The following is a 20,946-nucleotide window of genomic DNA, read 5'->3' as shown; positions in this document are numbered from 1 at the left end:
CGCCGCCTTTGCGATCTTTTCTGCGGCTGAGTCTGTCTACGGTCAGGTTTCCCGCAAGGCCACTCGTCCTTCCACAATTGAATTTTCACGAACCCGGAGGTGTTTTTGCCTCCGGGTTTTTTGCTTTGGAGTCAGTGGCTTGCCATTCACGAAGGTGGAACCGCAGCCGATTCTGCCGCGTTAGCAAGGGGAATATTGGTAAAAGCCTGTTGACAATCGAACAAAATGAGAACAAAGTTAGAACATAACGAGTAAGGAGAGACCAATGACTGATTTCATCCGTGACGTTGCCGCTTTCGCCTCCATCGCTGTGTTCGTCGCCAGCTTTTCGGTGATCCTCACTGCCCTGTGAAGGGCACACCGGCGCAGAAGCCTGTATAGACGCCGAAAGGCGGTGGACTTTGAAGGCCGAAAATCGGAAAATCGCCCCCTCGATTCAGAATGACAGGATGACGATATGGGCGAGACGGTTACGCGTGGAGAGACCTCTGGCGAAACGCTGAAAACACCCGGTTTCGTCCATCTGCGGGTTCACTCCGCTTACTCCCTGCTTGAGGGGGCTTTACCCCTCAAGAAAATCATGTCCAAGGCCGTTGCAGACGGCCAGCCGGCCATAGCCATTACCGACACCAACAATCTTTTCGTCGCGCTGGAGTTTTCCGAGAAGGCGCGTGACGAGGGCTTGCAGCCTATTATCGGCTGTCAGGTGTCGATCGACATGCAGGATGCGGTGGATGATCGCCGCAACCACAACAGCCACCTTGCCAAGCTTCCAGCCATCGTGCTGCTCGCGGCTGATGCCGGAGGGTACGAGCGGCTGGTGGACCTTATCAGCCGCGCCTATCTGGAAGGCGAAAGCGGTGGCCAGTCCGTGCATATTACCCGTGCATGGCTGGAGGAAGCCTCCAATGCCGGGCTGATTGTGCTGACGGGTGCCTCCGGTGGTCCGGTGGATATGGCTCTGAAGGAAGGGCATACGGCGCAGGCGAGAGAACGCCTGCTGGCGCTGAAATCACTCTTCGGTGATAAGCTTTATATCGAGTTGCAGCGTCAGTCCGGTTTCGACCGCGCCCATGAGCGGCGTATGATCGGGCTTGCCTATGAACATGATATTCCGCTGGTCGCCACCAACGAGGCCTTCTTCCCTTCGAGGGCCGATTATGAGGCGCATGATGCATTGATGGCGGTGGCGCATAACGCCATCGTTTCGGATGACAGCCGGTTCCGCCTGACCCCCGACCATTATATGAAAAGCCGTGAGGAGATGGCGGAGCTGTTTGCCGACCTTCCGGAGGCACTGGAAAACACCGTCGAAATCGCAATGCGTTGCTCGTATGTGCTGAAGAAGCGTGGGCCGATCCTGCCGCGCTTCACCGGTGCCAGCGACGATCCCGAAGCGGCGCAACGGGCAGAGGCCGAAGAGCTTCGCCGTCAGGCCGTCGAAGGTCTTGATCTTCGCCTTGCGGCCCTCGGCATGGCACCTGGCTACACAGAGCAGGAATATCGCGACAGGCTGGATTTCGAGCTTGGCGTCATCGAACGCATGGGTTTTCCCGGTTACTTCCTGATCGTTGCGGACTTCATCAAATGGGCCAAGCAGCAGGATATTCCAGTCGGCCCCGGCCGCGGTTCGGGTGCAGGCTCGCTCGTGGCCTATGCGCTGACCATCACCGATGTCGATCCTCTGCGCTTCTCGCTGCTGTTCGAACGCTTCCTCAATCCCGAACGCGTGTCGATGCCCGACTTCGATATCGACTTCTGCCAGGACCGCCGCGAAGAGGTGATCCGCTACGTGCAGCGCAAATATGGCCGCGAGCAGGTGGCGCAGATCATTACCTTCGGTTCGTTGCAGGCGCGCGCGGCATTGCGCGACGTCGGCCGCGTGCTGGAAATGCCCTATGGACAGGTGGACAAGATCTGCAAGCTGGTCCCCAACAACCCGGCCAATCCGACGCCGCTGTCAAAAGCGATCGAGGAAGAGCCGCGTCTGCAGGAAGAGGCGGACAAGGAGCCCGTCGTTGCCCGACTTCTGGATATCGCCCAGAAGATCGAGGGGCTTTACCGTCACGCCTCCACCCATGCTGCCGGTATCGTCATTGGTGACCGGCCGCTGTCGAAGCTGGTGCCGATGTATCGCGATCCGCGCTCCGACATGCCGGTTACCCAGTTCAATATGAAATGGGTGGAAAGCGCCGGCCTCGTCAAATTCGACTTTCTCGGTCTGAAGACGCTGACGGTGCTGAAGGTTGCCGTCGATTTCGTTGCCAAACGCGGCATCAAGGTCGATCTCGCCGCAATTCCGCTGGACGACGCCAAAACCTACGAGATGTTGTCACGCGGCGAAACCATCGGCGTGTTTCAGGTGGAAAGTGCCGGCATGCGCAAGGCGCTTATCGGCATGCGCCCGGACTGCATCGAGGACATCATTGCGCTGGTGGCGCTTTATCGTCCGGGTCCGATGGAAAACATTCCGGTCTACAATGCCCGCAAGCATGGCGAGGAGGAGCTGGAGTCGATCCACCCCACCATCGACCACCTCCTGAAGGAAACGCAGGGCGTTATCGTCTATCAGGAACAGGTGATGCAGATCGCCCAGGTTCTGTCAGGTTATTCGCTCGGCGAAGCCGATCTTCTGCGCCGCGCCATGGGCAAGAAGATCAAGGAGGAGATGGACCAGCAGCGCGAGCGCTTCGTGGACGGCGCGATCAGAAACAGCGTGTCGAAGCCGCAGGCCAACACCATCTTCGACCTTCTGGCGAAATTCGCCAATTACGGCTTCAACAAGAGCCACGCCGCCGCTTACGCCATCGTGTCCTATCAGACCGCCTATATGAAGGCGCATTATCCGGTGGAGTTCCTTGCGGCCTCCATGACGCTGGATATGGCCAACACGGAAAAACTCAATGATTTCCGCCAGGATGCCAGCCGTCTCGGTATAGAGGTCGTGGCACCTTCGGTGCAGACGTCCTTCCGGCAGTTCGAGACGGGTGAGAACCGCATCTATTATTCGCTGGCCGCCATCAAGGGCGTGGGCGAGGGCGCTGTGGAACACATCGTTACCGTGCGCGACGGCAAGCCATTTGCGAGCCTGGAGGATTTCTGCCTGCGCATCGATCCGAAGCAGATCAACCGGCGTGTGCTCGAAAGCCTCATCAATGCTGGCGGTTTCGATTGTTTTGGCCGCGACCGTGCCGAGATGATCGGCGGGCTGGACCGTATCATCGGTTATTCGCAACGCGCGCAGGAAAGCCGTGTTACCGGCCAGTCGGACATGTTCGGCTCCGGCGGCGCAAGCGGTCCGGAAAAGCTCATCCTGCCTGCCTTCCAGCCCTGGCTCGCCTCGGAAAAACTGCTGCGCGAATATCAGGTGCTCGGTTTTTACCTGACCGCACATCCGCTCGATACCTACCGCCCTGTATTGGAAAAGTTGAGGGTGCAGAATTTCGCCGATTTTTCCGCCGCAGTGAAACAGGGTGCGACCGCCGGGCGTCTGGCCGGCACCGTCACCGGCAAGCAGGAGCGCAAGACCCGCACTGGCAACAAGATGGGTATCGTCACCTTCTCCGATGCCTCCGGCCAATATGAGGCGGTGTTGTTTTCCGAAGGGCTTGCCCAGTTTCGCGATCTGCTCGAGGTGGGCAAATCGCTTGTTATCACCGTGCAGGCGGAAGAGCGCCCGGAAGGCATCGGTCTGCGCATCCAGACGGCGCAATCGCTCGAGGAAAAATCCGTGCAGATGCAGAAGGCGTTGCGGGTTTATGTGCGAGATTCAGGCCCGCTGAAAACCGTTGCCCGCCACCTCAATACCAAAGGTGACGGATCGGTTTATTTCATCGTCATCAAGGACGAGGGGAGCCGTGAGATCGAGGTGGAGCTGACGGAGAAATATCGTATTTCCCCTGAGATCGCCGCCGCACTTCGCTCTGCCCCCGGCGTTGTTGATGTGGAGCTGGTGTGAGGCCTCAAACCCTCAAACCGGCCCTTCCTTTGTCACGGTAATGAAGTCCGTTCCCATCCCTGTCTCCATCTGGTGACTGAGGTCGGAAACGGTAATCGAACTGCCGGTTGAAAGCTCTTTCTCGATTCGGGAGCGAATTTCGGCCGGTATTTCAAGGCGGCCTAGTACGGCGCTTAGCTGGTCAAAGCCACCGGGCGCTTCGGTAACGGTGATGCCGAGCCGTTTGCGGGCTGCGGCCGGCAGATGGTTTTCCAGTGTTACGCCATTCCATTCGGCGGTTCCGGCTGCGCGGTTGACGGCAATGGCTTCGAAGAAATGCGTTCCGAGTGCCACCTCGGGATCCTTGATGTCGATCGCAGCCTCGAATAGCGGCTTGAAATCCTGTCGCACCATGATCTGGCCATTCGGTGGATGATCTTCGCCGGCGGATGCGTAAAGCGCAGCGACGAAATCGTCGGTCAGTAGCGGCCCGGTGGTTTTCAGCCCCTTCCAGCGCTTGAAACCGTTGACGGCGCTGATCGTCATTTCTCCGGTATAGCCATCCGGTGCGCCGGCATCGAAGCCAAGGCGGGTCAGCACGGCCTGAATATCCATCACCTTTTCGCGCTCGCCGCGCCGGGTGATGAGGATGCGCAAGGGCGAGGGCTCCTTGCCTTTGGCCGTCGGTTTGATGGCTTGCGTTTTTTCATTCACGGCCACCTCAACGGTGCCCAATGCGGCGTCGAAGGTCGCGGGGCGCAGCTCGACGTCGGATAAAAGCAGCTTGCCGTCATCGGCATCGTCCCGCGGCTCAAACAGGGCTGAATGTTGTACGGAGCGTAGAGAAACCGGCCGGTCGGTGATGATGACATGCACGCTGTAGCGGGTCTCGCCGAACAGCGACTGCGCGAATTTCGAAGGCAGGCGCACGCAGCCATGCGAGGCGGGGTAATTCGGCACCTTGCCTTCGTGCAACGCGATGCCCGACCATGTCAGCCGCTGCATGAAAGGCATGGGCGCGGCCGAGTAGATGTTCGATTCGTGGTATTTGCGTTTTTCCAGAATCGAAAAAATGCCGCTCGGCGTCTCATGCCCGGCCTTGCCGGTTGAGACCTTGGATGTAGCAACGATCTCGCCGTTCTCGTAAAGCGCCAGCGATTGATCGCTTTTCGAAACGACGATCTGCAGGGACTTGTTGTCGGCGGCAAGCGCCGGAAAGGCAAGAATGCTGGCCGACAGCATGCCGGTCAGAAGACGGAAGCGAAGGGACATGACGCAATACACCACATGCACAAAACTTCGTTTACTCAACCACGCGAAGTTTAATGAAGTTTAAGGATAGGGCGTCTGCCACATCACTAATTTGTGTAATATCTAAAATAGGGGCGGGGTGTTGCAGGCCGCAGGGTTTCACGGCGTTTGCAAGCGGCATGGCCGCTATTTGCGTGTGCCGAAAGTGTAGCCGGTCTCGACGCTGCCCTTGCCGAACTTGTCGCGGAGCTTGTCCATTGCCGCTTCCGCCGCCGCCCGCCGTTCCGCCTGCCTGTCGACGAGATCGGGAGGATCGGCAAGGTCCGCATCGCGCAGATCACTGACGCCTATGCCGATCAGGCGAAACTTGGTGCCGTCGGTTTCTTTCGCAAGCAGCGAAAGGCCGGTACGGAATATGCGGTCGGCAAGCTGGGTAGGGTCATCAAGCTTGCGGTTGCGGGTGCGGAGTTTGAAATCGGCCGTCTTCATTTTCAGCACAACCGTCTGGCCGGAAATGCCGCTCTTCTTCAGGCGCCAGGCAACTTTTTCGGAAAGCGACCGCAGGATCGGTACGAGGTCCTCGTGGCGAGAAATATCGTTGAAGAAGGTGGTCTCGGAAGACACGCTTTTCACGGGGTCGTTATTGTGCACGTGCCGTTCATCGATACCGCGCGAAAGCCGGAACAGCCGTTGTCCCATCACGCCATAGCGGCGCATCAGGTCGCCTTCCTCCATCTCCTGCAACTGCGCGATCATGCGGATGCCGTCCGCCTCCAGCGTCGCCGCAAACGCCTTTCCAACGCCCCATATCGTCGTGACCGGCCGTGCTGCCAGAAAGGAAAGCGCTTCCGCTTCGCCGATCACCGAAAAGCCGCGCGGTTTTTTAAGGTCAGACGCGACCTTGGCCAGAAATTTGCAATAGGACAGCCCGGCAGAGACGGTCACGCCCACTTCTTTTTCCACCCGTTTGACAAATTTCGCTAGAACCCGGGCCGGCGGATCGTGATGCAGCCTCTCCGTTCCGGAAAGATCGAGAAACGCCTCGTCTATGGAAAGCGGCTGCACGAGCGGCGTCAAATCCTGCATCATGGTTCGGATCTGACGGCCGACGCGGCTATATTTTTCCATGTCGGGCTTGATGACCACGGCGTCTGGACAGGCTTCCAGCGCCTTGAACATCGGCATGGCGGAACGCACGCCCTGGATGCGGGCAATGTAGCAGGCAGTGGAAACCACGCCGCGTTTTCCGCCGCCGATGATCAACGGCTTGTCGGCAAGATCGGGATTGTCCCGTTTTTCAACGGAGGCGTAAAAGGCGTCGCAATCGATATGAGCGATGCTGAGGTCGTAGAGTTCGTCATGGTAGACGAGGCGGGGACTGCCACAGGCGCGACAACGCCTCAGGTCCGCTGGCTGGCCGGCCAGACAGTCGCGGCAAAAACCGGGATCATAGAGATGCGACGTGGACATGGGCCGAAAACAAAACCAGAACGTCGCCAACCATACTCCGGCCGTGACGGTGGCTCAAGGGGTGGCCTGTCAATACTCACCCGAATCCAACCCGGGGCCGGAAAAATGGTGCCAGGCGGCGGCAACCGTTTCGGGGGATGTGTCGGTCGCCGCGCAGAAGGCCATGAGGTCTGGTTCGTGGCTCATCAGAAAATCGGTGAGCCCCGCCAAAAAGCCGGGATCGTGGGCGGCATGGCGCAGCATATTGGCCTGCAATCCGCTCAGCGCCAGAAAACGCCCGAGCATTTCCGGCTCGTTTGCCAGCCAGCCAAGTATGGCGGCTGCCGTTTCTTGCGGATCTTTTCCGGCATTGTCTTTGTTTTTTGTATCTCTCAGCATTTCTCTACCGAAGTTACCTATTTTGAAACCAAATCGTTCTAGCCTTGCGCAACAAATGGACGATGGAATCGGTTCTCTGGCACCCTATATGTCTGGGAGAAGGTTTCAAAGCGAAACGGGGACTGCCCACCATGCCCAAGCAGGTCATGATAGTCGAAGACAACGAGCTGAACATGAAGCTCTTTCGTGACCTGATCGAGGCGTCTGGCTATACGACGATCCAGACACGCAATGGCATGGAAGCGCTGGATCTTGCCCGCAAGCATCGCCCCGACCTCATTCTCATGGATATTCAGCTGCCGGAGGTTTCCGGGCTGGAGGTAACGAAATGGCTGAAGGAAGATGACGAGCTGCACGTCATTCCGGTCATCGCGGTAACCGCCTTCGCCATGAAGGGGGATGAGGAGCGCATTCGTCAGGGCGGATGCGAGGCCTATGTGTCCAAGCCGATCTCCGTTCCGAAATTCATCGAAATCATCAAGACCTATCTAGGCGATGCGTAAGGCGGTTGGGGAACTGTTATGACGGCGAGAGTTCTGGTTGTTGACGACATACCCGCAAACGTAAAGCTTCTCGAAGCCCGGCTTGTCGCGGAATATTTCGACGTCGTAACCGCCGAGGATGGTTTCAAGGCGCTTGATATCTGCGACCAGGAACAGGTCGATATCATCCTGCTGGACATTATGATGCCTGGCATGGACGGTTTCGAGGTCTGCGAACGGCTGAAGGCCAATCCGAAAACGGCGCATATTCCTGTTGTCATGGTCACCGCACTCGATCAGCCCTCGGACCGCGTGCGCGGTCTGAAAGCCGGCGCCGATGATTTTCTGACCAAGCCCGTTAACGACCTTCAATTGATCGCCCGTGTCAAAAGCCTCGTGCGCCTCAAGGCCGTCAGTGACGAATTGCGGCTGCGGGCCGAGACCGCGCGCGAGATCGGCATCGAGGAGATGCTGCGCAGCGATGGCCTCATGCAGACGCCTGGCCGCGTTCTGGTGGCGGATGGCCGCGCCAGCTCGCAGGAACGCATCGTCAGGGCGCTGAAGCCGGTTGCCGAGGTCGATGCCGTCACGGAGCCTCAGGCGGCCCTGTTGAAGGCCGCGAGCAACCCCTTCGAGCTTGTCATCGTCAATTCCAATTTTGAGGATTACGATCCGCTGAGACTGTGTTCGCAGCTTCGTTCGCTGGAGCGTACCCGGTTCCTGCCGTTGCTTCTGGTAGCGGAACAGGGGGCGGACGACATGGTGGCGCGGGCGCTCGATCTTGGCGTGAACGATTATATTCTCCGCCCGATCGATCCCAACGAACTTGTCGCCCGGTCTCTGACGCAGATCCGGCGCAAGCGCTATAACGAGCATCTGCGGCTCAATCTCCAGCACACGATGGAGCTTGCTATCGTCGACGGGCTGACTGGTCTTAACAATCGCCGTTATCTCGACAATCATCTGAAAATACTTTTCGACCGCGCCGCCGTGCGTGGCCGCCCGATTTCCATTTGCATGACCGATATCGACCGCTTCAAGCTGGTCAACGATACCTATGGCCACGATGTCGGCGATGAGGTTCTGCGCGAGTTTGCAGCCCGCATCCGCAGCACGGTGCGCGGCGCCGATCTTGCCTGCCGTTATGGCGGGGAGGAATTCGTGGTTGTGATGCCCGACACGCCGATGGAGCTTGCCACAAGCGTTGCCGAACGCCTGCGGGCAATCATCGAGGACAAGCCGTTTCACGTTCGTTCCATCGACCGCGAGTTGAGTATCACGGCTTCGCTCGGCATCGCCACCAGCAGCGGAGCATTCGGCGCGCCGGACGAGCTTCTGAAGCAGGCCGACAGGGCGCTCTACGAGGCGAAACACACAGGACGCAACCGCGTCGTGGCGGCCGCCGCCTAAAGGCGCAGACCCATGACGCTGACAATCCGTGCCGCCTTTTGAGACTTTCGACGTTTACCGTTATCGATAGCCGCCCAAAGACCTGACGGCAAACTGTGGCAAGCGCGAAGTCCCTGACCTTGCCAGTATTTTATCTTCTTACAATGAGGGGGTGAAGTCTAACAGGGTTAATAGAGTTCAAGTTGAAAAATACATTGAATTCAATCGCTCACGGAACTATAGTGTGCCAGCGTTGTATATTTAACCATGTTTTCCAGGTGATGTATCTCTGGCTTAAGAATTTGTTGATTTTTATTTTACTTCTGCGCACACTCCCAATCGAGAATAACAGTTCTTCCGGCGGTTTTTCCGTCTAGTGATGAAGAAACGATGACGGTTTACACCGCTGATGTTTCGGTCGTCAGGGGCTGGTATTGCGTAGTTTGAATGCCCCATGATGCTCAGGTCCGCCGCATCTCCTGGATCGTGGGGTCGGTCGGCTGACGATGTCCGAATCGGTTCCTCGTGCCGTGATCACATCGTTGGCCGACCGCCTTATCTCCGAAAATATTCTGTGCTTGTGCTGCCGCTTATAGCGCAGCACATCCGGCTGCGCGCGCAGGCAGCGCTCTGTCGCAGCGGTTGGCGCATTTGGCCGATGAGACGCTGATTAGGAGAGGCGCCGGTTAGGCGAGACGGTGATAAAGAGTTCTCCCGCCGTGCCGATAGCGCCGACCGGGTTCCAAACTCAAGAACCGCAACGAGGAAGGTTGCGATTCGTTGGCCCGTGGCGGGCCTGCGAGGGCGCTGGCGCAAAGAATGCCGTTGGCGGCAGTCCTTTCCGTACAAACAAAAAACGCGCCCGTTGGGCGCGCTTTTGCCGGAGAACCCGATCAAGAATTACTTGATCTTGGTTTCCTTGAATTCAACGTGCTTGCGTACAACCGGGTCATACTTCGTCTTCGTCATCTTGTCCGTGAACGTACGGCTGTTCTTGGTGGTGACGTAGAAGGTACCGGTGTCGGCTGTCGACAGCAGCTTGATCTTGATTGTTGTAGCTTTCGCCATGGTCGTCCTGCCTTTAAACAAAAGAGAAGCCGCAGGCGCTTCTCACCTCGGCTAAATCTGGCGCGAAACTACGTATCGCGCCTGAAAAGTCAAGTCTGTTTTGCCCTGAAAACAAAACGGAAGGCATAAAGCACCACGTAAAGCCCGAAAAACACGGCAAGCGCCCAGGCGAAACCATCGGTACCCGCAACATCCATGGAAATGCCGACGGCCTGTGGTCCGGCTATAGTGCCCATGGCATAGCAGAAGATGAAGGCGGCGTTGGCGGCCACCAGATCGGCCCCTTTGAGACGCGATCCCAGATGGGTGAGGCCGACGGTATACATGCCGGATACGAGGCCGCCCCAGAACAGCAGCAGGGCCGCGACGAGAATCCATCTATCCACCAGCAAGGGCAGCGCCAGCGTGCCGCAAACGCCCGCAAAGGCCATCAGCGCCAGCATTGTGCGCCGGTCCTTCATCCGGTCCGAAAGCAGGCCGATCGGTATCTGGAAGACCATGTTGCCGATGCCCATCACGGTCAGCAGAAGTGCCGCCTGCGATTCGTTGAAGCCTTCGCGGGTCGCATAGATGGGAAAGAGCGACAGACCGCCCGCTTGCACGGCGCCGAACACGAAGGCCGCCGCAGAAGCCATCGGCACGAGCCATATATAACGGGCGAAATGGTGGTTAGGCCTTTCGCTCAGCTCCGGGCTTTCGCCGCGCGCAAGGAAGATCGGGATCGCGGCAAGCAGTATGATCGCCGCCCCGACCAGAAACGGCAGGATGCCATCGCTGCCGACCACGGAAAACAATAACGGGCCAACCGCAAACCCAACCGCAAGTCCGGTGGCGTAGATGCCGAGAACCATGCCGCGTTTTTTTGGCGGCGCGGTCATGTTGATCCAGTATTCGGAGAGGATGAACAGCGTGGTGGTTGCGCCATGGAAGACGATTCGCAGCGGAAACCACATCCAGAAGGCGTCGGCGAAATAGAAACAGAGCGCACTCAGGGCCGACACGACAACGGCAAATAGCATCGTTCGCGCCACGCCGAAATCATGGGCGATCTTGGTGGTCACCGGCGCTGCCATCATCGCCGCAACGCCGGCCATTGCCGAATTTACCCCGATCATGGTGGAGGAGATGCCGCGCTTCTCAAGGATGATCGACAGGAGCGGCAGGCCCAGGCCGATGGCGACACCGACCGCACTGATGGCGGAGATGGCGGCGATCAGTGAGGGCCAGTGAATGGCGTCCGCTTCGCATTTCATTTGTGACATGACGGCCTTTATACAAAGTCTCGAATGAATCGGCCGTGTCGCGTGACATAGAGCCGCGCGGGGCTTTCAAAGGGCAGTGACGGATCACCTATCATGAGTTTTGTGACATCTTCGAGAACCGTGCGTGTGATTTTCGGCATGTTCAGACTGGAAAGCGCTGTCATGTCAAGCCATTGCACATTGTGCAGCTCATCTGAATCCCTGATTAGCCGGGTATCCAGCCGCAACTCGTCGGCGTAACAGCAAAAGAATCGCGTGTCGTAACGCCTGATATTGCCGGGCGGGGTGATTGCGCGCGCCACATATCGAAAACGCGAAAGATCCGGACCATCGGCGTCCATGCCCATATCGACGCCGGTTTCCTCCACGAGCTCGCGCGCGGCGGCAAGCGCCAGCGCCCGTGCCCCGGCAGCGCTCAGGCGGCGCGCGGCAGACAAGGTGAGGCTGCGCAGCACGGCGGGGTGCAGATCGCCGGAGAAGGGCAGGGCGTGGTCGCGCGGATCGCGTTTGCCGCCGGGAAACACGTAAGCGCCGGGCATGAATATGTGCGCATTACTGCGCCGGCCCATCAGCACGCGAATAGCAGGGCCGGAACGATCAAACAGGATGATTGAGGCGGCATCGCGCGGCCGCAACGGGCCGCTCGCCGATTGGGTGTTCGAGGGAAGCTCGGACACTTGCAAATTCCCGCCCGCCGTCAGTGGGAGGAGCCGTCTATCTGCACTTTTGGCTGTTTTCCGTCGAAGCCGTGCATTCTAAGTGCCCATTGCAGGCCGATGACACCACCCTTGATCGGTTGCAGCGTCAGAAGCGCGGCCAGAATGGTGATAGGCACCCAGATGGCGAAGTGTACCCACATGGGAACGGAAAGCACGAGATCGGTCATCATGAAGCCGCCAACGGCGATATGCCCGATGATGACGATGGAAATATAGGGCGGCAGGTCGTCGGAGCGGTGATGATGCATTTCCTCGCCGCAGGCCGCGCAATTGTCCACTGGCTTCAGGAAGGCCCGAAACAGGCGACCGCTGCCACAGGCCGGGCAGCGATTGGCCATGCCCCGCATGATCGAGCGGCCAAGCGGACGCTCCGCGCTTCCATCTCCGAAGGTAACCGTTTCCGAGCCCTGATTTGCACTCATCCTGAAGTCCTTCTCCCGTTTGTCTTAACCGCTTGACGCGGTCTTGTTACCGACGTCCTCTCGGCGGCCTTGTTCCCGGCTTGGCGGAAGGACGTGATGTCCGCCGGCCTGCCTTGTGGAACGACCGCGAGCCGACCGGCATCTTGCGCCCCGGGCTCAGCATTTCAAACCGCAGCGCACCAGCCAAGGGTACCGCTTCTGCAAGCCGCACCTGAACCGTATCGCCGAGTTGATAACCGAGACCCGTCTTTTCCCCCGTCAGAGCCTGATGGGCTTCGTCGTAGAGGAAATAGTCGGTTCCAAGTGTAGATATAGGAACAAACCCGTCGGCGCCAAACTGCGGCAGCGCGACAAATAGTCCCGCCTTGGTGACACCCGCGACGCGGCCATCGAACTCCTCACCGACGCGCTCGGAAAGATGGTGCGCGATCAGCCGGTTGATGGTGTCGCGCTCTGCGGCCATGGCGCGGCGCTCGAAGGTCGAGATTTCGGCGGCGATATCGTCCAGCGTCGCCTCTTCCTGCGGGGTGATGCCGCCTTCGCCGAGGCCTAGCGATCCGACCAGCGCCCGATGCACGATCAGGTCGGCATAACGGCGGATCGGTGAGGTGAAATGCGCGTACTTCATCAGGTTGAGGCCGAAATGGCCGATATTTTCCGGGCTGTAGATCGCCTGGCTCTGGCTGCGCAGCACCATCTCGTTGACCATGATCTGGTGCGGCGTGTCGAGTGCGCGCGCCAGAATGCCGTTGAAGGAATTGGCGCGCATCGCGACACCCTTGGCCATGGAAATGCCGATGGTGCCGAGGAATTCGCGCAGCACTTCCTGCTTGGTAAGTGTGGGGGCGTCATGCACGCGATAGACCAGCCGCTGCTTTTTCTTTTCCAGGGTCTCTGCGGCGGCGACGTTCGCCTGGATCATCATTTCCTCGATCAGCTTGTGCGCATCGAGGCGTTCGGGAATGACGACCTTGTCCACCGTGCCGTCGGGCCTGAGCTGGATCTTGCGCTCCGGCATGTCGAGTTCCAGCGGCTGGCGGCGATCGCGGCCGCGCTTCATCACGGCATAGGCGTGCCACAGAGGCTTCAGGATCGGCTCCAGCAGCGTGCCGGTCTTTTCGTCCGGGCGGCCGTCGATTGCGGCCTGCGCCTGCTGGTAGGAGAGCTTGGCGGCACTCTTCATCATGATGCGATGGAAAGTGTGGCTCGCCTTGCGGCCTTCCTTCGAGAAGGTCATCCGCACAGCAAGGGCAGGGCGGTCGACGCCTTCCTTCAGCGAGCAGAGGTCGTTGGAGATGCGTTCCGGCAGCATCGGCACGACACGATCAGGGAAATAGACGGAGTTACCACGCTTCAGCGCCTCGCGGTCGAGCGGTGCGCCTGATCGCACATACCAGGACACGTCGGCGATAGCGACGGTGACGATCACTCCATCAGGATTGTCGGGCGAGGGGTCGAGTTCGGCATAGACCGCGTCGTCATGGTCCTTGGCGTCGGCCGGATCGATCGTGATCGGCGGCAGGTCGCGCCAGTCTTCACGGTGCGACATGGTCGCGGGTTTTGCGGCATCCGCCTCGGCCAGAACATTCGGCGGGAAGATGTGCGGAATACCGTGGGCATGGATCGCGATCATCGAGATCGCCTTTTCCGAGGCGACTGAGCCGACGACCGAAAGAACCTTTGCGCGTGTCAGGCCGTAACGACCGCTGTTGCGCGAGGTTTCAACCTCGATCAGGTCGCCGTCCTTGGCATCGCCGACACCCTCGGGGTCGATGACCATTTCCTCGCCGCGCCGGTCGATCGGCATCAGGCGTCCGCCGCCGCCTTCCGTTTCCTTGAACACGCCAAGCAGTGCGTTCTGACGACGGTCGATCAGCTTGACGACGCGGGCCGTGTAGGCCGGGCCGACGCTGTCCTTGGACGGGAATATTTTTGCCAGAATGCGATCGCCGAGACCGGCGGCAGGGGCTTTCTTACTGCGATCCTGCGAAGACTGGCGGATGAGCACGGCGGGGGCCGCGCCCTGATCTTCAGGCCATTCGGCAGGCCGGCCGATCAATTCGCCGTCCTTGTCGCGGGTGGTGATGTCGAGAACCGTCACCGGCGGCAGGCCACCCGGTCGCGTCAGCGTCTTGCGGCTCTTCTGCACCATGCCATCGGTTTCAAGCTCCTTTAGCAGTGCCTTGAGCACAACGCGGTCGTCGCCTTTCAGCCCAAAAGCCTTGGCGATTTCGCGCTTGGAGGCCTGCTGCGGATGCTCGGCGATGAATTTCAGCAGCACTTCGCGGGAAGGCACCTCGCCATGGATGATGCCTTCACCTTCATTTGCCCGCTTGCCGCGCCCGGTACGTCCGAAGCCGTCGCTGGCGGAACCCTGTCTCTGACGCGGCGCCTTGCTCACGATTCTGCCTTCTTGGGTTTGGCTGCGGCCTTCGGCTTGGCAGCCGTCTTGCTTTTCGTTGCGGCCTTGGCTTTTGTCGCCTTCGGCTTTGCGGCTGTGTCGCCATCGGCCTTCTTGGCAGCAGTTTTCTTGGCCTTGGCGGGCTTGCCGCCGGTTCCTGTCTTGGCGATACGCTCGGCAATCAGCACCAGCGATTCGTCAAGCGTCACGGAGGTCGGATCCTGCCCCTTTGGAATGGTGGCGTTAACTTTGCCCCAGTTGACGTAAGCGCCGTAACGCCCGTCGCGGACGGTGATCGGGCCGCCATCGGGGTGATCACCCAGTTCCTTCAGCGCCGCGGGCGTGCCGTTGCGGCCGCGCCCCGGTCCCTTGCTCTGCTTCTCGGCAATAACGGTAACGGCACGGTTGAGGCCGATCGAGAACACATCTTCGATGCTTTCGAGGTTCGCATAGGAACCGTCATGCAACAGGAAGGGTCCGTAGCGGCCAAGCCCGGCGGAAATCATCTTGCCGGTTTCGGGATGCTTGCCGATATCGCGCGGCAGGTTGATGAGCGCCAGCGCCTTTTCGTGGTCGATGTCCTCAGGCTTCCAGCCCTTGGGCAGCGAGGAGCGCTTGGCTTCCTTGCCATCGCCGCGCTGGATGTACGGGCCGAAACGGCCAGACCGAAGCGTCAACTCCTCGCCAGTCATCGGATCGGCACCCAGCGCTTTCGGCTCGTTAGACACGGAAGCTTCGGCTTCCGAGCCATCGGACGTGAGCTGGCGGGTAAAGTTGCACTCCGGATAATTGGAGCAACCGACGAAAGCGCCGTATTTGCCGAGCTTCAGCGAAAGGTTGCCGGTGCCGCAAACCTGACAGATGCGCGGATCGGAACCGTCCTCACGCTTGGGGAAGACCAGCGGGGCCAGAACTTCATTGAGCGCATCCAGCACGTTGGTAACGCGCAATTCCTTGGTATCTTCGATCTGCGCGAAGAAATCCTTCCAGAAATCGCGCAGCACCTGCTTCCAGTCCAGTTCGCCCGCGGAAATGCGGTCGAGCTTTTCTTCCAGATCGGCGGTGAAGTCGTATTCGACATATTTGGCAAAGAAGCTTTCGAGGAAAGCCGTCACCAGCCGTCCGCGCGAGTGGGGAATGAGCTTGCGCTTGTCGATGATGATATATTCGCGGTCGCTTAGCGTCTTCAGTGTCGCCGCATAGGTGGAAGGACGGCCGATGCCGAGTTCTTCCATCTTCTTGATGAGCGATGCTTCCGAATAACGCGGTGGCGGCTCGGTGAAGTGCTGGCTGGCGTTGATCTTCTGCTTGGCGAGGTTCTCGCGCGCATTGATCTGTGGCAGGCGGCCTTCATCGTCACCGTCGTCGCTCTGCTCGCCATCTTCTTTCTGGTCGGTATAGGCGGCAATGAAGCCGTCGAAGCGGATGACGGAACCGACGGCACGAAGCCCGGCCTTTTCACCGTCCTTGTCGGCAAGGATTTCCACGGTGGTACGTTCGATTTCGGCAGATGCCATCTGGCTCGCAATGCCGCGCTTCCAGATCAGGTCGTAAAGACGCAACTGGTCGGCATCGAGGTAACGCTTCACCTGATCCGGTGTGCGGTTAAAATCGGTCGGACGGATAGCTTCGTGCGCTTCTTGCGCGTTCTTTGCCTTGGTCGAGTAGAAGCGCGCCTTTTCCGGCACATAGCGGTCGCCGAACTGCTCGCCGATGGCGCGGCGTGCGGCATCGATCGCTTCCGGCGCCATCTGCACGCCGTCGGTACGCATGTAGGTGATCAAACCAACGGTTTCGCCGCCGATGTCGATACCTTCATAAAGCTTCTGGGCCACCTGCATGGTGCGCGAGGCGGAAAAGCCCATGCGCGAGGAGGCAGCCTGCTGCAGCGTCGAGGTGGTGAAGGGCGGGCCGGGATTGCGCTTGACGGGTTTCGCCTCGACCGTATCGACAATATAGGTCGCGCCTTCCAGGAGCGCCTTCAGGCGGTTGGCGTCATCTCCTGTCTTGATCGAACGGCCTTGCAGCTTCTTGCCATCGGCGGAAACCAGCTTCGCCTCGAACTCGTCACCGCGCGGTGTCTTCAACAGCGCGCTGATGTTCCAGTATTCCTCGGAGACGAAACGCTCGATCTCGGCTTCGCGGTCGCAGACGAGACGCAGCGAAACGGACTGCACGCGGCCGGCGGAACGGGCGCCCGGCAGCTTGCGCCACAAAACCGGCGACAGGTTGAAACCGACGAGATAATCCAGCGCACGGCGGGCAAGATAGGCATCGACCAGCGGCACGTCGATGTCGCGCGGGTTCGCCATCGCGTCCAGTACCGCCTTTTTGGTGATTGCGTTGAAGACCACGCGCTTCACCGGCTTGTCGCCGAGAACGCGCTTCTTCTTCAAGAGATCAAGCACATGCCAGGAAATCGCTTCACCCTCGCGATCCGGGTCGGTTGCGAGAAACAGGCCGTCGGAGGACTTCACCGCGTCGGCAATGTCCTTCATGCGCTTGGCGGATGCGCTATCGACCTCCCAGGACATTTCGAAGTCCTGGTCGGGCAGCACAGATCCGTCCTTGGCAGGAAGGTCCCGGACGTGGCCAAAGGATGCAAGAACCTTGTAGCCCGGACCAAGATACTTGTTGATCGTCTTGGCTTTGGCAGGAGATTCTACGACGACGACATTCATATTGTTTTTCTCTGGAACTGGTCCGTTAACATAGCCGGGTCACGGCATAATGCCGCAATTCGCCTTCTTTATAATTCGACATGGACAGGTAATGCGCGCGGGTCAAGAGGCAAGCCCGATTTTATCGCTCCAAGGCAATTGCAACCTATGGATAATCTGTCGTTGTATTGCAATCTTTGGTAAATTTGTTATAGTGACCAACATGATTTGAATTGACGTAATGATCTTTGTTTCAGGTTGAAATTCCAGGATAGATATATGGTCCCGAACGCAACAAACAATAATGCCGATAATGAAGGGACCAGAGAGAACTTGGCTTACATTCGCCAGATGCTCGCGGAACTGAGGCTCGTCGCCAATCGCGAGGGCGCCGACATGCTGTGCTATCTGATTGAAATGGCCTATGTGGAAGTCGGCGATATCCAGAGCGGGCGGCGCAAGCTATCAATCCGCGAGGAGCGAAACCCGCCCCCCGGCGTGCCGGTTTAACCGCCCGGCAATATCGAGTTCCAGCAGCACCATGTGAACCGTGGCCGCGGAAAAACCCGTGTGGCGAATGATATCGTCCGTTTCGACGGGTGAGTGCCCGAGAGCGGCGGCAACGATGCTACGCTCGTCATCTCCGGGTGGTGACATTTCCGCATCGGATCGTGGTTCCTCGACCTTGCGGTCATAGGGCAATTGCGGTTCCATCAGCGGTCGTAGCGCATCGAGAATATCGGCCGCCCCCGTGGTCAGCATCGCGCCTTCCTTGATCAGCCGGTTGGTGCCTTCGCAGCGCGCATCGAGTGGGGAGCCTGGCACGGCGAAAACCAGCCGGCCCGCTTCGCCGGCAAGCCGCGCCGTGATCAGCGAACCGGATCGTTCCGCCGCTTCCACTATGACGATGCCGAGCGAGACGCCTGATATCAGCCGGTTGCGGCGGGGGAAATCCCGCGCGCGTGGCTCCCAGCCGAAGGGCATTTCGCTGATCGTCGCGCCGCCCTGTTCGTAGATGTCCTGCAATAGCCCGAAATTTTCCTGAGGGTAGGGACGGTCGAGACCGCCCGCCAGCATGGCCACCGTGCCGGTTGCAAGGCTTGCCCGGTGCGCTGCCGCATCGATGCCGCGCGCCAGCCCGGAAGCGATCGTATAGCCCGCACGACCGCAATCGCGCGCCAGCATCGCGGCGAATTTCGCGCCGTTGATGGAGGCGTTGCGTGATCCGACGATGCCGACGCAAGGTCTTGTTGCGGTGGAAGCCGAGCCCTTCATGGCGATCAGTGGCGGCGCGCCGTCGAGCTGTCGCAGGGCAGGCGGATAGTCCGGCTCACCGATGCCGACGAAGCGAGCGCCGAATCTTTCAGCCGTTTCGATTTCGCCTTCCGCTTCCGCCTGCGTGGCAATGCGCGGGCTGCGCAATGAACCGCCGCGCCTTGAAAGTTCGGGCAGGGCAGAGAGCGCTTTTTCAGCGCTGCCAAAATGATTGATGAGTTCGCGGAAGGTGACGGGGCCGATATTGTCGCTGCGGATCAGCCGAAGCCATGCGACCCGCTGCCGCGCGGAAAGCTCTATGCCCTGCCGTGTCGTTTCCTCATGCGGCATGACTTATCCTTAAAGCTTGCCTTAGCCCTTTTGCCCGATCCTGCTTTCCGTGCCGGCCAGAAGCCGTGCGATGTTTTCCCGGTGTTTCCACCAGGAAATCACGCTCAGCAACGTTACCAGAAGCGCCGTCTTTTCAGGCCCGACTATCCATAGGGCGACCGGGATCACAAGCATGGCAACCAGCGCCGACAGCGAGGAATACCGGGTGATGAACGCGGTTGCGAGCCAGATCAGCGCAAAAGCCAGCATCATCAGGGGGGCAGCGCCTAAAAGCACGCCGATATAGGTCGCCACGCCCTTGCCGCCCTTGAAACCGAGCCACACCGGAAACAGATGGCCGAGAAAGGCAAAGAAACCGGCAACCAGCGACGCCTCGTAACCCCAGAGCGCATTGGCGACGAGCACTGCGGCGGTGCCCTTCAGCGCATCGAGCAGCAATGTCGCTGCGGCGAGCTTCTTGTTGCCGGTGCGCAGCACATTGGTGGCGCCAATATTGCCGGAACCAATCTTGCGCACATCGCCCAGCCCCGCCATGCGGGTAAGAAGCAGGCCGAAGGGTATCGAGCCGAATAGATAGCCAATCAGCGCCGCAAGCGCGAGAAGGGCAGGCGCCGTCTGCCAGTCAGTCAAAGCACTCATTCAACGTTCCCTCTCGTCGCGCGCCTGCGTGATCCCATGCCCGTGATCTTATGCCAAGGAATGAACCGCTTTGCCAGCCACATAAGTGGCGACAGCGCGGCCGCTGAAACGGGCATCCTCAAACGGCGTATTCTTGGATTTCGACACCAGTTGATCTCTCGCAACCAGCCAAGGCTCGTCCAGGTCGATCAGCGTGATATCAGCCTTCGCGCCGGCTTTAAGCGTTCCCGCATCCAGTCCGAAGATTTTCGCCGGGCGGGTGGAAAGCGCATCGATCAGCCGCATCAGCGGAACCTCGCCGCTATGGTGAAGGCGAAGCGCCGCCGCCAGCATGGTTTCCAGCCCCACCGCACCGCTTGCCGCATCCGAAAAGGGCAGGCGCTTGGTGTCCACGTCCTGCGGGTCGTGCGACGAAACGATGATGTCGATCGTGCCATCCTTCAGCGCCTCGACCATGGCCTTGCGGTCGTCTTCTGCGCGCAAGGGAGGTGAGAGCTTGAAGAAGGTACGGTATTCGCCGATATCGTTCTCGTTCAGCGTCAGATGGTTGATCGAGATGCCGCAGGTCGCCTTGACGCCCCGCTGCCGGGCAAGACGGATCGCTTCTGCCGATTCCGGCACGGAAATCTTGGCGGCGTGATAGATCGCTTGCGTCAAACCGGCAATGCGCAGGTCGCGCTCCAGCGGAATGATCTCGGCTTCCTTGGGGATTCCGGACAGACCGAGCCAGCTTGCGAAAAGCCCCTCGTTCATGTCGCCGCCGCCGATATATTTGTCGCGGGTCTCAAGTGCAATCACCGCACCCAATTCGCGCGCATAGGTCATGGCGCGGCGCAGCACCAGCGTGTCGGAAAGCGCCCTGCGTCCATTGGTGAAGGCAACCGCACCGGCTTCCTTCAGCATGCCGATCTCGGTCATTTCCTCGCCGTTGAGGCCCTTGGTCAGTGCTGCGGCGGGATGCACATTGACGAGCGCCTTGTCGCGTGCCGCCTTTTTCACATATTCGACCAGCGCAATGTCGTCGATAACGGGGTCGGTGTCCGGCATGACGATGATGCTGGTGACGCCGCCGGCCGCTGCCGCGCGCGATGCGGATTCGATGGTTTCACGGTGTTCGCCGCCCGGCTCACCGACAAAGACGCGGGCATCCACCAGACCGGGAACGGCCAGCAGCCCCTTGCAGTCGCGAACCGTCGCACCCTCGGGCGCACCCTGGTTGTGTGCCTGCCCGCCGGAGGCGAGGATCGTGCCGTCGGCACCGAT

Annotated in this window: 16 protein-coding genes; 4 read left to right on the top strand and 12 right to left on the bottom strand. The window is 59.6% G+C overall.

The window, feature by feature from the left end:
• Positions 1-457 precede the first annotated feature (457 nt).
• Entirely contained in the window at positions 458-3,958 is a 3,501-nt protein-coding gene (gene dnaE / locus T18_RS03060) for a DNA polymerase III subunit alpha (protein ID WP_019565483.1), read from the top strand.
• A 12-nt stretch (positions 3,959-3,970) separates the two neighbouring features.
• Here the strand turns inward: dnaE and T18_RS03055 are convergent, their stop codons facing one another.
• The 3 genes from T18_RS03055 to T18_RS03045 all read right to left on the bottom strand — a co-directional run bounded on the left by T18_RS03055 (position 3,971) and on the right by T18_RS03045 (position 7,036).
• Complete coding sequence (locus tag T18_RS03055) at positions 3,971-5,209, bottom strand: L,D-transpeptidase family protein (RefSeq protein ID WP_038490744.1); 1,239 nt, start codon at positions 5,207-5,209, stop codon at positions 3,971-3,973.
• Positions 5,210-5,374: 165 nt separating this feature from the next.
• Positions 5,375-6,658 (bottom strand): DNA polymerase IV, encoded by a 1,284-nt coding sequence (locus T18_RS03050; RefSeq protein ID WP_013635960.1) that lies wholly within the window; start codon positions 6,656-6,658, stop codon positions 5,375-5,377.
• A gap of 69 nt (positions 6,659-6,727) precedes the next feature.
• Positions 6,728-7,036, bottom strand: a complete 309-nt coding sequence (locus T18_RS03045) for a DUF3572 domain-containing protein (RefSeq protein ID WP_019565486.1) — start codon at positions 7,034-7,036, stop codon at positions 6,728-6,730.
• A 131-nt stretch (positions 7,037-7,167) separates the two neighbouring features.
• Here T18_RS03045 and T18_RS03040 point away from each other — a divergent pair, with 131 nt between their 5' ends.
• Both T18_RS03040 and T18_RS03035 read left to right on the top strand, forming a co-directional pair.
• Positions 7,168-7,539 carry a response regulator gene (locus T18_RS03040; RefSeq protein WP_003496409.1) on the top strand — a complete coding sequence of 124 codons (372 nt, stop codon included), beginning with the start codon at positions 7,168-7,170 and terminating at the stop codon, positions 7,537-7,539.
• Positions 7,540-7,557: 18 nt separating this feature from the next.
• Positions 7,558-8,928 carry a PleD family two-component system response regulator gene (locus tag T18_RS03035; RefSeq protein WP_019565487.1) on the top strand — a complete coding sequence of 457 codons (1,371 nt, stop codon included), beginning with the start codon at positions 7,558-7,560 and terminating at the stop codon, positions 8,926-8,928.
• A gap of 879 nt (positions 8,929-9,807) precedes the next feature.
• Here the strand turns inward: T18_RS03035 and rpmG are convergent.
• The 6 genes from rpmG to topA all read right to left on the bottom strand — a co-directional run bounded on the left by rpmG (position 9,808) and on the right by topA (position 17,460).
• Positions 9,808-9,975 (bottom strand): 50S ribosomal protein L33, encoded by a 168-nt coding sequence (gene rpmG / locus T18_RS03030; protein ID WP_003496403.1) that lies wholly within the window; start codon positions 9,973-9,975, stop codon positions 9,808-9,810.
• A gap of 89 nt (positions 9,976-10,064) precedes the next feature.
• Positions 10,065-11,228 (bottom strand): MFS transporter, encoded by a 1,164-nt coding sequence (locus T18_RS03025; protein WP_019565488.1) that lies wholly within the window; start codon positions 11,226-11,228, stop codon positions 10,065-10,067.
• Positions 11,229-11,245: 17 nt separating this feature from the next.
• A complete protein-coding gene (locus T18_RS03020; RefSeq protein WP_038490748.1) occupies positions 11,246-11,914 on the bottom strand; it encodes an NUDIX hydrolase in 669 nt (222 codons plus the stop codon).
• 20 nt (positions 11,915-11,934) lie between these two features.
• Positions 11,935-12,378 carry a DUF983 domain-containing protein gene (locus T18_RS03015; RefSeq protein WP_003512717.1) on the bottom strand — a complete coding sequence of 148 codons (444 nt, stop codon included), beginning with the start codon at positions 12,376-12,378 and terminating at the stop codon, positions 11,935-11,937.
• Between the two features lie 46 nt (positions 12,379-12,424).
• The gene (gene rnr / locus T18_RS03010) at positions 12,425-14,779 is read right to left on the bottom strand and encodes a ribonuclease R (protein WP_038490751.1); all 2,355 of its coding nucleotides are present in this window, start codon (positions 14,777-14,779) and stop codon (positions 12,425-12,427) included.
• Positions 14,776-17,460, bottom strand: a complete 2,685-nt coding sequence (gene topA / locus T18_RS03005; protein ID WP_025593271.1) for a type I DNA topoisomerase — start codon at positions 17,458-17,460, stop codon at positions 14,776-14,778. The genes rnr and topA overlap by 4 nt, the downstream gene beginning before the upstream one ends.
• A gap of 258 nt (positions 17,461-17,718) precedes the next feature.
• Here topA and T18_RS03000 point away from each other — a divergent pair, with 258 nt between their 5' ends.
• On the top strand, positions 17,719-17,949 hold the full coding sequence (locus T18_RS03000; RefSeq protein ID WP_019565491.1) for a hypothetical protein: 231 nt from the start codon (positions 17,719-17,721) through the stop codon (positions 17,947-17,949).
• Here the strand turns inward: T18_RS03000 and dprA are convergent.
• The 3 genes from dprA to T18_RS02985 all read right to left on the bottom strand — a co-directional run.
• Entirely contained in the window at positions 17,905-19,044 is a 1,140-nt protein-coding gene (dprA, locus tag T18_RS02995) for a DNA-processing protein DprA (protein ID WP_038490754.1), read from the bottom strand. The genes T18_RS03000 and dprA overlap by 45 nt on opposite strands.
• Positions 19,045-19,065: 21 nt before the next feature.
• Complete coding sequence (plsY, locus tag T18_RS02990) at positions 19,066-19,683, bottom strand: glycerol-3-phosphate 1-O-acyltransferase PlsY (RefSeq protein ID WP_003512722.1); 618 nt, start codon at positions 19,681-19,683, stop codon at positions 19,066-19,068.
• Positions 19,684-19,731: 48 nt separating this feature from the next.
• On the bottom strand, positions 19,732-20,946 hold a 1,215-nt coding region (locus T18_RS02985; protein WP_323455175.1), incomplete at its 5' end, for a dihydroorotase.

Origin of the sequence: Rhizobium sp. TBD182, assembly GCF_001950375.1 — a bacterium.
Taxonomy (GTDB): Bacteria; Pseudomonadota; Alphaproteobacteria; order Rhizobiales; family Rhizobiaceae; genus Agrobacterium; species Agrobacterium tumefaciens.
This window is presented reverse-complemented; position numbering and strand designations above follow the sequence as displayed.

What these genes read in the sequence shown, in the direction of transcription:
- dnaE (WP_019565483.1), top strand. Translation starts at nt 458, where the DNA reads ATGGGCGAGACGGTTACGCGTGGAGAGACCTCTGGCGAAACGCTGAAA.
- T18_RS03055 (WP_038490744.1), bottom strand. Translation starts at nt 5,209, where the DNA reads ATGTCCCTTCGCTTCCGTCTTCTGACCGGCATGCTGTCGGCCAGCATT.
- T18_RS03050 (WP_013635960.1), bottom strand. Translation starts at nt 6,658, where the DNA reads ATGTCCACGTCGCATCTCTATGATCCCGGTTTTTGCCGCGACTGTCTG.
- T18_RS03045 (WP_019565486.1), bottom strand. Translation starts at nt 7,036, where the DNA reads ATGCTGAGAGATACAAAAAACAAAGACAATGCCGGAAAAGATCCGCAA.
- T18_RS03040 (WP_003496409.1), top strand. Translation starts at nt 7,168, where the DNA reads ATGCCCAAGCAGGTCATGATAGTCGAAGACAACGAGCTGAACATGAAG.
- T18_RS03035 (WP_019565487.1), top strand. Translation starts at nt 7,558, where the DNA reads ATGACGGCGAGAGTTCTGGTTGTTGACGACATACCCGCAAACGTAAAG.
- rpmG (WP_003496403.1), bottom strand. Translation starts at nt 9,975, where the DNA reads ATGGCGAAAGCTACAACAATCAAGATCAAGCTGCTGTCGACAGCCGAC.
- T18_RS03025 (WP_019565488.1), bottom strand. Translation starts at nt 11,228, where the DNA reads ATGAAATGCGAAGCGGACGCCATTCACTGGCCCTCACTGATCGCCGCC.
- T18_RS03015 (WP_003512717.1), bottom strand. Translation starts at nt 12,378, where the DNA reads ATGAGTGCAAATCAGGGCTCGGAAACGGTTACCTTCGGAGATGGAAGC.
- topA (WP_025593271.1), bottom strand. Translation starts at nt 17,460, where the DNA reads ATGAATGTCGTCGTCGTAGAATCTCCTGCCAAAGCCAAGACGATCAAC.
- T18_RS03000 (WP_019565491.1), top strand. Translation starts at nt 17,719, where the DNA reads ATGGTCCCGAACGCAACAAACAATAATGCCGATAATGAAGGGACCAGA.
- dprA (WP_038490754.1), bottom strand. Translation starts at nt 19,044, where the DNA reads ATGCCGCATGAGGAAACGACACGGCAGGGCATAGAGCTTTCCGCGCGG.
- plsY (WP_003512722.1), bottom strand. Translation starts at nt 19,683, where the DNA reads ATGAGTGCTTTGACTGACTGGCAGACGGCGCCTGCCCTTCTCGCGCTT.